The organism is Pseudomonas sp. LBUM1641 (genome assembly GCF_059716235.1).
The window spans coordinates 25691-38325 of the sequence record NZ_CP166815.1 but is presented as its reverse complement, the minus strand read 5'-3'; the positions used below and the strand labels follow the sequence as shown (position 1 = coordinate 38325).

Below are 12635 nucleotides of genomic sequence, written 5' to 3'. Positions count from 1 at the left end.
TAAGCGGTAGGTAAAGTTCCTGATACAGAGGAATCAAGCCGGGAAATCAGCACCTAAGCTAACAAGACCAAGGGATTTCGAACGTGGTTCGAAATCCCTTTTTGTTGTTTGTGCAGTTGAGGAAACCCCTGATGAAAATGCCTAAACGTGTGATAGCCGGTCTGGGTGTGCTGTTGCTCGGCGCCAGCGCGCTGGTGCAAGCCGCACCGTATGACCAAGGCGGCGGACCTGACCGTGGCGGCCCGCCGGGCCAGCAGAACGATCACCGTGGCGATGACCGTCGCGGGCCCCAGGACAATCACCGTGGCGGGCCTCCTCAGGACTTCGGCCCTGTGAGACAGGTCATCCGCGATAACCATGGCGACTTCCGCCGTGGCGCACCGCCGCCTCCCGGTATCCACCTGGTGCGCGGCCAGCGCCTGCCGCCGAACTACTACGGCGAGCGCCTGGACCCACGGGCGCTGGGACATCTGCCGCAATACCCTGGTTATGAATGGCGCCGCTCGGGTGGGGACATCGTGTTGATCGCGATTGGCACCAGTATCGTTTATCAGATTCTGGATGGCGCGCTGTACTAGTCGCGCGAGTTTGACCCACTGTGGCGAGGGAGCTTGCTCCCGTTGGGCTGCGCAGCGGCCCCAAAATCTTGGGAGCGCTGCGCACTCCAGCGGGAGCAAGCTCCCTCGCCACAGCAAGCTCCCTCGCCACAGGTATTAACCAGTCGCCTAAATCTCTATGCGCTCGACCTTGCCGACCAACAAGATGTAGGACAACGCCCCCAGCAACGCCAACACCGCGATGTACGTAATCGCCGGTGCAAACGAATCCCCGGTGGCCAGAAAGCCAATCACAATCGGCGTGGTAATCGCCGACAGATTGCCGATGAAGTTAAACACCCCGCCCGTCAGCCCCAGCAGCCTTGCCGGTGCCAGGGTCGATACCAGCGACCAGGTGATCGACGCCAGGCCATTGCCGAAAAACGCCACCGCCAGAAACGCAATCACCCATGCCGTGGAGTCAACAAAGTTGGCGCCGATGATCGCTGTGGAAATCAACAGGCCGCCAATGATCGGCAACTTGCGCGCGAACCCTACCGACGTTCCCCGGCGAATCAGCCAGTCGGAAAACAACCCCGAACACAGCACCCCGACAAACGCGGCGAGAAAGGGCAGTGACGCCAGCAGGCCGGACTTGATGAAGTCCATGCCGCGATATTTCACCAGGTAGGTCGGAAACCACGTCAGGAAAAACCACAGCGTGGAGTTCAGGCAGAACTGCCCCAGGTAGATACCCCACAACTTGCGCTTGCTCAGCACGATGCCAAGGTCGACCCAACTGAACGGCGCCTTGGCCGCTTGTGCCTGGATATCCACCAACCCGCCGCCTTCGCGGATCAGCTCGATTTCCGCCGCATTCGCGCCCTTGAAATCCCGTGGTTCGCGGTACACCGCGTACCAGATCAACGCCCACAGAATGCCCACGCCGCCGGTGGCGACAAACACCATATGCCAGCCAAAAGCGTGTTGCAGCCAAGCCAGCACCGGTGTGAGAAACGCTAACCCGACAAACTGCCCGGAGGTGTAGAAGCCAATCGCCGTGGCCCGCTCACGCTCGGGAAACCAGGTGGTGACCACGCGGCTGTTGATCGGGTAGGCCGGGGCTTCCAGGGCACCGACCGCCATGCGTAATACGAACAGCGCGATGAAGCTGGCGGCAAAGCCGAGCATCACGGTGGCGATCGACCACAGCAGCAGGGCGACACTGTAGAGAATGCGCGGCGGCACCCGGTCCACCAGCCAGCCGCCGGGGATTTGCATGGCAGCGTAGGTCCAGCCGAACGCGGAGAAAATCAGCCCGACATGCACCGGGTCGATCCCCAACTCGCTGGTCAGGGCCGGGGCGGCAATCGACAGGTTGCTGCGGTCCAGGTAATTGATCACTACCGTGATGAACAGCAGCACCATGATGAAGTAGCGCTTTCGGCTAGGCGTGACGAGAGAAGCCTGCCCGGTAAAGGACTCGGATTGCATGGGGGTTGCCTCTTCTTATGGTTATTGAGGACAGGTCTTACTGAAGAAACCGGATCAAATGTGGGAGCGGGCTTGCTCGCGAAAGCGGTCTACCAGCAGCGGATGTGTTGACTGACACTCCGCCTTCGCGAGCAAGCCCGCTCCCACATTGATCGGGTTTTCACCTCAAATTCGCGGTATTTACCACTCCGCAAAACTGCCATCGGCATGACGCCAGATCGGGTTGCGCCAGCGATGCCCGATGGCCGCGCGCTCGATCACGTATTCCTCGTTGATCTCGATGCCCAGGCCTGGCCCGTTGGGGATTTTCACGAAGCCCTGGTCGTAGTCGAAAACGCCCGGGTCACGTACGTAATCCAGCAGGTCGTTGCTCTCGTTGTAGTGAATGCCCAGGCTCTGTTCCTGGATGAACGCGTTGTAGCAAACCGCATCCAGTTGCAGGCACGCCGCCAGGGCAATCGGGCCGAGCGGGCAGTGCAGGGCAAGGGCCACGTCGTAGGCTTCGGCCATGTTGGCGATCTTGCGGGTTTCGGTGATACCGCCGGCGTGGGAAGCATCCGGCTGGATGATGTCGACGTAACCTTCGCTGAGCACGCGCTTGAAGTCCCAGCGCGAGAACAGGCGCTCGCCAAGGGCAATCGGGGTGCTGGTGAGCGGCGCCAGCTCTTTCAGCGCTTCGTAGTTTTCGCTGAGCACCGGCTCTTCGATGAACATCAGTTTGTAGGGATCGAGCTCCTTCATCAGCACCTTGGCCATGGGCTTGTGCACCCGGCCATGGAAGTCGACGCCGATGCCGACGTTGGGGCCTACCGCATCACGCACGGCGGCGACGTTGGCCAGGGCCTGGTCGACTTTTTCGAAGCTGTCGAGAAATTGCAGCTCTTCGGTGCCGTTCATTTTCACCGCAGTAAAACCACGGGCCACGGCTTCCTTGGCGGCGCGGGCAGTGTCGGCCGGGCGGTCGCCACCAATCCACGAGTACACGCGGATTTTGTCGCGCACCTGGCCACCCAGCAGGTCGCTGACCGACACACCGAGAGCCTTGCCCTTGATGTCCCACAGCGCCTGGTCGATACCGGCGAGGGCGCTCATATGGATCGCGCCGCCACGGTAGAAACCGCCGCGATAGAGCACCGTCCAGATGTCTTCGATATTGCGTGGGTCTTTGCCGATCAAGTAGTCGGACAGTTCTTCGACGGCGGCAGCCACGGTGTGGGCGCGGCCCTCGACCACAGGTTCGCCCCAACCGGTCACGCCCTGGTCGGTTTCAACCTTGAGGAAGCACCAGCGCGGCGGGACGATGAAGGTGGTCAGTTTGGTGATTTTCATCTTCTTATCTCTCTTGTAGATGGAGAACGCTGATCAGCCCAAGGCGTGCCAGGCCGCGACGTAGGCCTGGGCGTTACTCGCCACTTGGGCGACGCTCATGCCCGGCTTGAACAACCCGGAGCCCAGGCCGAAGCCTTTGACGCCCGCGTCGAAAAATACCTGCATGTTGTCCGGAGTGATGCCGCCCACCGGCAGCAACACCGTGCCCGCGGGCAGTACCGCGAGCCAGGCCTTGACCACGGCCGGGCCCATTTGCTCGGCGGGGAACAGCTTCAGCACGTCGGCGCCTTCGGCCAGCGCGGCAAAGGCTTCGGTGGGCGTGGCGACACCCGGCGACAGATACAGGCCCGCAGCCTTGGCGGCACGCAGCACCTTGGCATCGCTATGGGGCATGACGATCACCTGGCCGCCGGCGGCTTTAACTTGATCAACCTGTTCCGGGGTCAGCACGGTGCCTGCGCCGATCAGGCAATCGGCGGGCAGGCTGTCCCGCAGGATGCGGATGCTGGAATAAGGGTCCGGTGAGTTGAGCGGCACTTCGATCACCCTGAAGCCCGCGGTGTACAACACCTCGCCGATCGCCAACGCCTCCTCCGGTCGCAGGCCGCGCAGGATCGCGATCAAACCGTTGTGTGTCAGTGCTTGCTTGAGCATGTCGAGCCTCTCGTCAGGTTGCAGGCAGCAGCCCCGCCGCCATGGCCAGCTGCCAAAGGCCACGCTCGGTAGCCTCCTGTGCCAGGGTCGCGCGGGGGAAGCCACAGAGTTGGAGTGCACGCTGGTAGCGGGTGCAGAGTTGGGTAGCGCCCACCAGAACGATGTCGCGCTGCTGGGCAGCCTGGCGGGTGCGCAGGCCCATGAGTTCGTGGCCGATCATCAGGCCGGACAAATAGTCGGGCTGCTCGTCGGGCGCCAGCTCACCGGTCAATCCCAAGGTGCGGGCGCTGAACAAGTTCGACAACAGCCCGGCCTGGCCGTCCACCGACAGCGCCACCTGCACGCCGCGATCAAAAGCGGCCGCCTGGAACTCTTCGGAAGGTCGCTGGGTGCGCCCCAAAATACTGTGTTGGCTGAGCACGGCGAACAACTCGCCGGTCATGAAGGTGTCGAAGTGGGTGATGCAGCCTTCCACCACCTCGACCCACTTGGAATGGCTGCCCGGCAGGCCGATCAGTACGTCGCTCCCGGTAGTGGCGGATACGCTTTGCAGCACGCCAAGCACCTGGGTTTCTTCGCCGCGCATCACGTTGGGCAACGCGCCGCGTTGAATCACGCCGGGCACGATGTGCACCGCTGTGCCCCGCAGGCTGCGCACAACATGCAGCGCCTGGCCGAGGGTGGAAACATCCGCCGGGGTGTCGCGGTAAGCCGCTTCGCTCCAGCCTTGGGCGCTGCCGACCATGCCGCAGGCGATGACCGGAAGGCCGGGCTGGGCATCGAGCCAGTCACCGCAGGCCGCATCGAATGCCAGCTCGAAGCCATTGCTACAGCGAACACCGGCAATGTCCCGGGGTTCGGTGGGCAAGTGCATGATCCCCGACGCCAGGGCGCGTCGTTCGATCACGACACCTGCCGGGCCGAGCTTGTAAGCACGAAGGGAACTGGTTCCCCAATCGAGCGCGATCAATTGCGCCTGCATCGCTTCACCTGAGTGTTCTGAGCGGATGAGGCGAATATAAACCCAAGACCGGCAAAGTCTCAATATATAAATATCAGTCCCATATATAGGGAATATGCAAACTTAGAATATCGACAGGTCCAACGTGCGCATCGCCCCCATCCAGATAGCGTGTTCGGTGTGGTCCTTGAGGTCATCGCCGGTGGTGGGGTGCAGGAACACCACCAGGCCGTTGCGGTTAAGGGCCAGCCACGGCAGCACGACGCCGATGTATTCAGGCTCGAACGCCAGCTGGCAGCTCCAGTCCGGGTGCGGGCCTACCGGGCGCTCATGCACCCGTCCCATGCGCAGCGGGAACATTTGCGCGGCGTCCTCGCAGAGTTTGCGCGCCTGGTCGATGGTGTTGGCGTCGAAGTAGATGTGGGCGTGGTAGCCCTTGATACGTTGCATGACAGGCTCCGGGCTCAATGATCGGCAAATCCTAGACCGCAATGGACGGCAGGGCCAGACCGGTCAGCGATTGTGCGCTGCTGGCTTGTTCGGCCATCAGCCAGTCGACGAAACGTTCGATCAACTGGCTGCGACGTTTGCGCTGGGGCAGCACCACGTAATAGCCGAAGCGTGAGATCACGGTGTCGCCAATCGGCCGGCACAGCCACTTTTGCTCGAGCAAGTTATCCACAAGGTGGCGCCAGCCGATGGCCACGCCCTGGCCGGCGATCGCGGCCTGGATCAACAGCGTGTAATTGTCGAAACGCAGTTGGCCCGGGGTGGGCGCCGTGTTGATGCCCAGCTCGCGAAACACGCCGCTCCAGTCGAACCACTGGTTGTTGTTTTGCTGGCGCAGGTGCAGCAAGGGAAACTCCAGCAGGCTCTGCACCGGCAGCGGCGCGGTGCGGTCCTGGAGCAACTGCGGGCTGCACACCGGGAACACTTCCTCGTTGAACAGCCACAGGCTGTCGCCCTGTTTGAAACGGCCGTCGCCGAATAACACCGCCACATCGATATCGCTGCGCAACGAGGCGTGATTGCGCTCGCTGGTGACCAGGCTCACGTCCACCTGCGGGTTCGCCTCGTGGAAACGATGCAGGCGCGGCATCAGCCAATAAGCGGCGAACGCAAAGTCGGTCGCCACCTGCAGGACTTCGTGCTGGTCCTGCTCGGCAATCGCACTCAAGCCTTGGTTGATGCTCTGCAAGCCGGCCTGCACCTGCTCGAACAACAGGGCGCCCGCGTCGGTCAGTTCAATGCCACGGTAAATGCGATCAAACAGGCGCACCTTCAGTTGTGCTTCCAAACGCTTGATCTGCTGGCTGATGGCCGGCTGGGTGGTGCCCAGTTCCATCGCCGCCGCCGTAAAGCTGCGTTGGCGAGCCGCCGCTTCAAACGCGCGCAGCAGGTCGAGTGACAGGTTACCGAGGGATTCATACATAAGCTGTTCTTATCCTAGACATTGATTCTCATGGGCTTTACCACGATTTCCATGGCCTGCATGCTCATTCGCATAAACGTTGACTATGGAATGCCGCGAAACCATGAAGCGCAAGAACATTCTTTTTATCATGGCCGATCAAATGGCCGCGCCGATGCTTCCGTTCTACGGTCCTTCGCCTATCAAACTGCCGAACTTGAGCCGCCTCGCCGCTGAGGGCGTGGTGTTCGACGCCGCTTACTGCAACAGCCCGCTGTGTGCGCCATCGCGCTTTACCCTGGTGAGTGGCCAACTGCCGAGCAAGATCGGCGCCTACGACAACGCAGCCGATTTCCCCGCCGACGTGCCGACCTATGCCCACTACCTGCGTCGCCTCGGCTACCGCACGGCGCTGTCGGGCAAGATGCATTTTTGCGGCCCCGACCAGCTCCACGGTTATGAAGAACGCCTGACCAGTGACATCTACCCCGCCGACTATGGCTGGGCGGTGAACTGGGATGAGCCGGACGTGCGTCCCACCTGGTACCACAACATGGCGTCGGTGCTGCAAGCCGGGCCGTGCGTGCGCACCAACCAGCTGGATTTCGACGAAGAGGTGGTGTTCAAGGCCCAGCAGTACCTGTTCGACCATATCCGCGAGGATGGCGACCAGCCGTTCTGCCTGACCGTGTCGATGACGCACCCACACGACCCGTACACGATTCCCAAACCGTTCTGGGACCTGTACGACGACAACGACATCCCGTTGCCTACAACGCCGCCGCAGGCTGACTTGGACCCTCACTCCCAACGCCTGCTCAAGGTCTATGACCTGTGGGACAAGCCGCTGCCGGTGAACAAGATCCGCGATGCGCGCCGCGCCTACTTCGGTGCGTGCAGCTACATCGACAGCAACGTCGGCAAGCTGCTGCAAACCCTGGAAGACACCGGCCTGGCCGACGACACCATCATCATCTTCTCCGGTGACCACGGCGACATGCTCGGCGAGCGCGGGCTCTGGTACAAAATGCACTGGTTTGAAATGGCCGCCCGGGTGCCGCTGCTGATCAGCGCGCCGGGGCAGTTTGCTGCGGGCCGCGTGACGGCTGCCGTGTCCACCGCCGACCTGCTGCCGACTTTGGTGGAACTGGCCGGCGGCCAACTCGACGCCAACCTGCCACTGGACGGCCGCTCGCTGGTCTCGCACTTGCAAGGGCAGGGCGGGCACGACGAAGTGTTCGGCGAGTACATGGCCGAGGGCACCATCAGCCCGCTGATGATGATTCGCCGTGGCGCTTACAAGTTCATCTACAGCGAGGACGATCCTTGCCTATTGTTCGATGTGCACAACGACCCGCACGAGCGGGAAGAACTCAGCCAGTCACCGGAACACCGGCCACTGTTCGAGGCGTTTTTGAGTGAGGCGCGGACCAAATGGGACATCCCGGCGATCCACCAGCAGGTGCTCGCCAGCCAACGCCGTCGCCGCCTGGTATTCGAGGCGCTGACCCAGGGCAAGCTGAAGAGCTGGGACCACCAGCCACTGGTAGACGCCAGTCAGCAATACATGCGCAACCATATCGACCTCGACGATCTGGAGCGCAAGGCACGTTTTCCACAACCCTGCCAAAACCAATAAAACTGAGGGGAAGGCCATGCAAAAGTTATCCACCGTGTTGAGCGTTGCGCTGCTGGCATTGAGCAGTGCCGGTGCCTACGCGGACTCAAGCTGCGACACCGTGAAGATGGCCGATCCGGGCTGGAGCGATATCGCCGCCACCAATGCCATTACCGGCTTCCTGTTGAACGGCATGGGCTACAAGGCCAAGGTCGATACCCTTGCGGTGCCGATCACCTTTGGCGGGCTCAAGGACGGCCAGGTGGATGTGTTCCTGGGTAACTGGATGCCGGCGCAGCAGGGCTTCTACGACAAGTTCGTGGCCAATGGCGATGTGGTGCAACTGGCGAAGAACCTCGACGGCACCGAGTTCACCCTCGCCGTGCCGGACTACGTGTGGGACGCCGGGGTGCATGATTTTGCCGACCTGAACAAGTTTGCCGACAAGTTCGACAAGAAGATCTATGGCATCGGTTCGGGTGCGCCGGCGAACATCTCGTTGCAGGAAATCATCAAGAAAAACGACTTTGACCTGGGCCAGTGGAAGCTGATCGAGTCCAGTGAACAGGCGATGCTCGCCGAAGTGTCCCGGGCGGTGAAGAAGCAGAAGTTCGTGACCTTCCTCGGCTGGACGCCGCACCCGATGAACGTGCAACTGAAGATGCATTATCTCAAAGGCGGGGAAAAGTACTTTGGTGACACCGGCAGCGTGTATACCTTGACCCGCAAGGGCTATGCGCAGGCCTGCCCGAATGTCGGGAAATTGCTGACCAACCTGAGTTTCACCCAGGAGATGGAGAACGCCATCATGGCAGAGGTGGTGAACAAGAAGGTGAGCAACGCTGATGCGGCGAAGGCCTGGATCAAGGCAAATCCGGCGGTGTTGGACAAGTGGCTGGACGGGGTTAAAACCGTCGATGGCCAGGATGCGCTGGCTGCCGTAAAAGCCAAGCTCTAACGCTAAAACCCGCGTAGCAGCTGTCGAGCCTTGGCGAGGCTGCGTCCGCGGTGTGTCAGATACGCCGCCAACGCAGCCTCGCCAAGGCTCGGCAGCTGCTACGCCTGACCAACTGATATCCTGACCCAATCCTTCCAGCCCGAGTTTCCAATGCCCTGGCCCAACCGCCATACACTCTTCCCCTTCCTCGGCTGGCTCCCGCGCCAAACCCGCGCCAGCGTCGGGCGAGATGCAATCGTCGGCCTGAGCGGTGCAGTCCTGGCATTACCGCAATCCATTGCCTACGCACTGATCGCCGGTCTCCCACCGGAATACGGCCTGTACGCCGCAATCCTTCCGGTATTGATCGCCTGCTTGTGGGGCTCTTCCTGGCACCTGATCTGCGGTCCTACGGCCGCGATTTCCATCGTGCTGTACGCCAGCGTCAGCCCGCTGGCCGTGCCCGGCTCCCAGGACTACATCACGCTCATCCTGTTGCTGACCTTCCTGGCCGGCGTCTTCCAATGGCTGCTGGGCATGCTGCGCTTCGGTGCCCTGGTGAACTTCGTCTCACACTCAGTGGTGCTCGGCTTCACCCTCGGCGCTGCGGTGGTGATCGCACTGGGGCAACTGCCCAATCTGCTGGGGCTGGACCTGCCCAGCCAGGCCACGGCGATCAACAGCCTGCTGGCGCTGATCAACCATGCAGGGGAATGGAATCATCCTTCATTGGTGCTCGGGCTCGGCACCTTGCTGGTGGGGGTGCTGCTGAAACTGTGGGTGCCGCGCTGGCCCACACTGTTGATCGCGCTGGCCTTGGGTAGCCTCATCCCTTGGCTATGGCCGGCGATGTTCGGGCAGGTGGCGTTGGTCAGTTCATTTATCGGCAAACTGCCGCCCTTCAGCCCGCTGCCGATGGATTTGGACATGGTTTTGCGCCTGCTGCCGAGTGCCGTGGCGGTGGGCATGCTCGGGCTGGTGACCAGCCTGTCGATTGCGCGCTCGCTGTCGGCCCGCTCCCAGCAATTGCTCGATGCGAATCAGGAAGTGCGTGCGCAGGGTTTATCCAACATCGTCGGCGGATTTTTCTCCGGGTACTTGTCGGCAGGTTCCTTCACCCGTTCGGGCCTGAGCTATGAAGCAGGTGCTTGCTCGCCGCTGGCCGGGGTGTTTTCTGCGCTGTGGGTGGCGCTGTTTGCGCTGTTCGGCGCGGCCCTGATTGCGCATATCCCGATCCCGAGCATGGCCGCGAGCATCCTGCTGATTTGCTGGGGGTTGGTGGACCATCGCGGTATTCGGGCGCTGTTCCGGGTCAGCCGCGCAGAGTTCGTGGTGATGAGCCTGACCTGCATCGCCACGCTGCTGCTGGAATTGCAGACGGCGATTTATGCGGGTGTGCTGGCGTCGCTGTTTTTCTATCTCAAGCGCACCTCGCAGCCGCGAGTCCAGCAATGGCGTGACGGTGAGGACGATGTGCTGCGGGTCGGCGGCTCGATCTTTTTCGGCGCCAGCCATTACCTGCAGGTGCGGCTGCAAAGCCTGCACGGCCAGCGGGTGGTGATCGAGGCGCAGCAGATCAACTTTATCGACTATTCCGGGGTGGAGATGCTGCACCAGGAAGCGCGCCGATTGAACGGATTGGGGCGCAGCCTGGCGTTGCGCAAGGCCCGGCCGCAGGTGGTGGAAGAGTTGAAGAAACTGGAAGGGGCCGATAAATGCCCCATCCATTTCGAAGACTGAACGCGGTTGAAACTGTGGGAGCTGGCTTGCCTGCTCCCACATTTAGATTTGCATCAGGCCAGTTGCCTGCGCAGTTCAGCTAAAACCGGCGCCGAATCCGGGCGCACGCCGCGCCACAGGTAGAACGCTTCCGCCGCCTGCTCCACCAACATTCCCAGGCCATCCATCGCTACCGCGGCGCCCTGATCATTGGCCCAACGGCAAAACGCCGTAGGCTCCTTGGCGTACATCATGTCGTAGCAAAAGGTCTTGCCCGGCTCAACGAGGCTGCCGGCAATCGGCGGTACATCGCCTGACAGGCTGGCGGACGTGGCGTTGATGATCAGGTCCACCGGCTCACGCAGCCAGTCAAAACCGCTGGCGGACACCGGCCCGAGGTCGTCGAACAGCTCGGCGAGCAGTTCGGCTTTTTCCACGGTGCGGTTGGCGATGATCAGCGACGCCGGTTGCTCTGCCAGTAACGGCTCCAGCGCACCGCGCACGGCACCGCCAGCACCCAGCAGCAGGATGCGTTTCCCTTGCAGGCTGAACCCGGCATTCACCGTCAAATCCCGCACCAGGCCGGCGCCGTCGGTGTTGTCTCCCAAGAGGCTGCCATCGGCGAGTTTGCTCAGGGTATTCACCGCGCCGGCACGTTGCGCGCGCTCGGTGAGGGTGTTGGCCAGGCGATAGGCCTCTTCCTTGAACGGCACGGTGACGTTGGCACCACGGCCTTGCTGGAAAAACTCGCGGGCACAGCCAGTGAAATCCTCCAGCGGCGCGAGCAGGGTGCTGTAGTCCAGTTGCTCACCGGTCTGTTCGGCGAACAGGCGGTGAATCAGCGGCGACTTGCTGTGGCCGATGGGGTTGCCGAAGACGACATAACGATCCATCAGACCGCCGCCTTGGGCAGCACGCCCAGCCAGTCGCGGTCTTGCAGGAAGTAATCGGTAAGACGTGCTTCTTCGCTTTCAGGCGCGGCCTTCCAGTCGTAGCTCCAACGCACTTGCGGTGGTAGCGACATCAGGATTGACTCGGTGCGCCCGCCGGATTGCAGGCCAAACAGGGTGCCACGGTCGTAGACCAGGTTGAACTCGACGTAGCGGCCACGGCGGAATTCCTGGAACTCTCGCTGCTGCTCGGTATAGGCCATGGCCTTGCGGCGCTGGACGATCGGCAGGTAGGCGTCGATGTAGGCATCGCCAATGGCGCGCATGAAGGCGAAGCTGGTGTCGAAGTCCCACTCGTTCAAATCATCGAAGAACAAACCGCCGATGCCTCGGGGTTCGTTGCGGTGCTTGATGTGGAAGTAGGTGTCGCACCAGGCCTTGTAGCGCGAGTACACGTCCGGGCCAAACGGCGCACAGGCCTGTTCGGCGACGCGGTGCCAGTGGATGCAGTCTTCTTCGTTGCCGTAGTAGGGCGTCAGGTCGAAACCGCCACCGAACCACCACACCGCCTCTTCGCCTTCTTTTTCAGCGATGAAAAACCGTACGTTGGCGTGGGAGGTCGGCACATGCGGGTTGTGCGGGTGGATCACCAGCGACACGCCGAGGGCTTCAAAACCGCGACCGGCCAATTCTGGGCGATGGGCACTGGCGGACGGTGGGAGGCCGCTGCCAAATACGTGGGAAAAGTTAACGCCGCCTTTTTCGATCACCGAACCGTTTTCGATCACACGGGTGCGACCACCGCCGCCGGCAGGCCGGGTCCAGGCGTCTTCGATAAAGCGAGTGTCCGTCTCAAAGGATTCCAGGGCGCTGCAAATGCGGTCTTGCAGGTCGAGCAGGTAGGCTTTGACAGCCTCGGTGCGGGTAGTCATGACATCACCTTGAATCGGGCAAAGCTACGCGAGGCCATTGGGCGTCGGCGGCAAATGGGCGCACAGGATACCACTGCACCCCGTATTGCCGCAGTTGACGAAGATCAAGCTTAGGAGTCCGATAGGGGGCTACGCGAAATTGACTTGAGGAGAG

General features: G+C 61.8%; 12 protein-coding genes. 4 read left to right on the top strand and 8 right to left on the bottom strand.

Features of this window, described 5'->3' with window-relative positions; genetic code table 11:
- The first annotated feature begins 131 nt into the window (after nucleotides 1-131).
- A complete protein-coding gene (locus ACA046_RS00175; RefSeq protein WP_497675666.1) occupies nucleotides 132-578 on the top strand; it encodes an anti-virulence regulator CigR family protein in 447 nt (148 codons plus the stop codon).
- Between the two features lie 147 nt (nucleotides 579-725).
- On the opposite strand, the gene ACA046_RS00170 is transcribed toward ACA046_RS00175, so the two are convergent.
- The 6 genes from ACA046_RS00170 to ACA046_RS00145 all read right to left on the bottom strand — a co-directional run bounded on the left by ACA046_RS00170 (nucleotide 726) and on the right by ACA046_RS00145 (nucleotide 6406).
- Nucleotides 726-2030 (bottom strand): MFS transporter, encoded by a 1305-nt coding sequence (locus tag ACA046_RS00170; RefSeq protein WP_497675665.1) that lies wholly within the window; start codon nucleotides 2028-2030, stop codon nucleotides 726-728.
- A 180-nt stretch (nucleotides 2031-2210) separates the two neighbouring features.
- On the bottom strand, nucleotides 2211-3359 hold the full coding sequence (gene dgoD, locus ACA046_RS00165; RefSeq protein WP_003213645.1) for a galactonate dehydratase: 1149 nt from the start codon (nucleotides 3357-3359) through the stop codon (nucleotides 2211-2213).
- Nucleotides 3360-3392: 33 nt separating this feature from the next.
- Entirely contained in the window at nucleotides 3393-4013 is a 621-nt protein-coding gene (locus ACA046_RS00160; RefSeq protein ID WP_003213643.1) for a 2-dehydro-3-deoxy-6-phosphogalactonate aldolase, read from the bottom strand.
- A gap of 13 nt (nucleotides 4014-4026) precedes the next feature.
- Nucleotides 4027-4995, bottom strand: coding sequence for a 2-dehydro-3-deoxygalactonokinase (locus ACA046_RS00155; protein WP_497675664.1), 969 nt, complete (start codon nucleotides 4993-4995; stop codon nucleotides 4027-4029).
- 102 nt (nucleotides 4996-5097) lie between these two features.
- Nucleotides 5098-5424: a DOPA 4,5-dioxygenase family protein gene (locus tag ACA046_RS00150; RefSeq protein WP_459024980.1), complete on the bottom strand. Its 327-nt coding sequence runs from the start codon at nucleotides 5422-5424 to the stop codon at nucleotides 5098-5100.
- A 31-nt stretch (nucleotides 5425-5455) separates the two neighbouring features.
- Nucleotides 5456-6406 carry a choline sulfate utilization transcriptional regulator gene (locus ACA046_RS00145; protein WP_497675663.1) on the bottom strand — a complete coding sequence of 317 codons (951 nt, stop codon included), beginning with the start codon at nucleotides 6404-6406 and terminating at the stop codon, nucleotides 5456-5458.
- Between the two features lie 103 nt (nucleotides 6407-6509).
- Between ACA046_RS00145 and betC the strand changes: the two genes are divergently transcribed.
- The 3 genes from betC to ACA046_RS00130 all read left to right on the top strand — a co-directional run bounded on the left by betC (nucleotide 6510) and on the right by ACA046_RS00130 (nucleotide 10680).
- Complete coding sequence (betC, locus tag ACA046_RS00140; protein WP_459024976.1) at nucleotides 6510-8024, top strand: choline-sulfatase; 1515 nt, start codon at nucleotides 6510-6512, stop codon at nucleotides 8022-8024.
- Nucleotides 8025-8040: 16 nt separating this feature from the next.
- Nucleotides 8041-8961: a choline ABC transporter substrate-binding protein gene (gene choX, locus ACA046_RS00135; RefSeq protein WP_167664622.1), complete on the top strand. Its 921-nt coding sequence runs from the start codon at nucleotides 8041-8043 to the stop codon at nucleotides 8959-8961.
- A gap of 150 nt (nucleotides 8962-9111) precedes the next feature.
- Nucleotides 9112-10680 carry a SulP family inorganic anion transporter gene (locus ACA046_RS00130; protein WP_497675662.1) on the top strand — a complete coding sequence of 523 codons (1569 nt, stop codon included), beginning with the start codon at nucleotides 9112-9114 and terminating at the stop codon, nucleotides 10678-10680.
- A 53-nt stretch (nucleotides 10681-10733) separates the two neighbouring features.
- Here the strand turns inward: ACA046_RS00130 and aroE are convergent, their stop codons facing one another.
- Together aroE and hemF are read right to left on the bottom strand one after the other, a co-directional pair.
- A complete protein-coding gene (gene aroE / locus ACA046_RS00125) occupies nucleotides 10734-11552 on the bottom strand; it encodes a shikimate dehydrogenase (RefSeq protein WP_459024970.1) in 819 nt (272 codons plus the stop codon).
- A complete protein-coding gene (gene hemF / locus ACA046_RS00120) occupies nucleotides 11552-12481 on the bottom strand; it encodes an oxygen-dependent coproporphyrinogen oxidase (protein ID WP_459024968.1) in 930 nt (309 codons plus the stop codon). Before hemF ends, aroE begins: the two co-directional genes overlap by 1 nt.
- Between the last annotated feature and the right edge of the window lie 154 nt (nucleotides 12482-12635).

Coding starts and splice junctions, on each gene's coding strand:
- ACA046_RS00130 (WP_497675662.1), top strand. CDS start 9,112: ATGCCCTGGCCCAACCGCCATACACTCTTCCCCTTCCTCGGCTGGCTC.
- ACA046_RS00175 (WP_497675666.1), top strand. CDS start 132: ATGAAAATGCCTAAACGTGTGATAGCCGGTCTGGGTGTGCTGTTGCTC.
- ACA046_RS00155 (WP_497675664.1), bottom strand. CDS start 4,995: ATGCAGGCGCAATTGATCGCGCTCGATTGGGGAACCAGTTCCCTTCGT.
- betC (WP_459024976.1), top strand. CDS start 6,510: ATGAAGCGCAAGAACATTCTTTTTATCATGGCCGATCAAATGGCCGCG.
- hemF (WP_459024968.1), bottom strand. CDS start 12,481: ATGACTACCCGCACCGAGGCTGTCAAAGCCTACCTGCTCGACCTGCAA.
- ACA046_RS00145 (WP_497675663.1), bottom strand. CDS start 6,406: ATGTATGAATCCCTCGGTAACCTGTCACTCGACCTGCTGCGCGCGTTT.
- ACA046_RS00160 (WP_003213643.1), bottom strand. CDS start 4,013: ATGCTCAAGCAAGCACTGACACACAACGGTTTGATCGCGATCCTGCGC.
- ACA046_RS00170 (WP_497675665.1), bottom strand. CDS start 2,030: ATGCAATCCGAGTCCTTTACCGGGCAGGCTTCTCTCGTCACGCCTAGC.
- aroE (WP_459024970.1), bottom strand. CDS start 11,552: ATGGATCGTTATGTCGTCTTCGGCAACCCCATCGGCCACAGCAAGTCG.
- choX (WP_167664622.1), top strand. CDS start 8,041: ATGCAAAAGTTATCCACCGTGTTGAGCGTTGCGCTGCTGGCATTGAGC.
- ACA046_RS00150 (WP_459024980.1), bottom strand. CDS start 5,424: ATGCAACGTATCAAGGGCTACCACGCCCACATCTACTTCGACGCCAAC.
- dgoD (WP_003213645.1), bottom strand. CDS start 3,359: ATGAAAATCACCAAACTGACCACCTTCATCGTCCCGCCGCGCTGGTGC.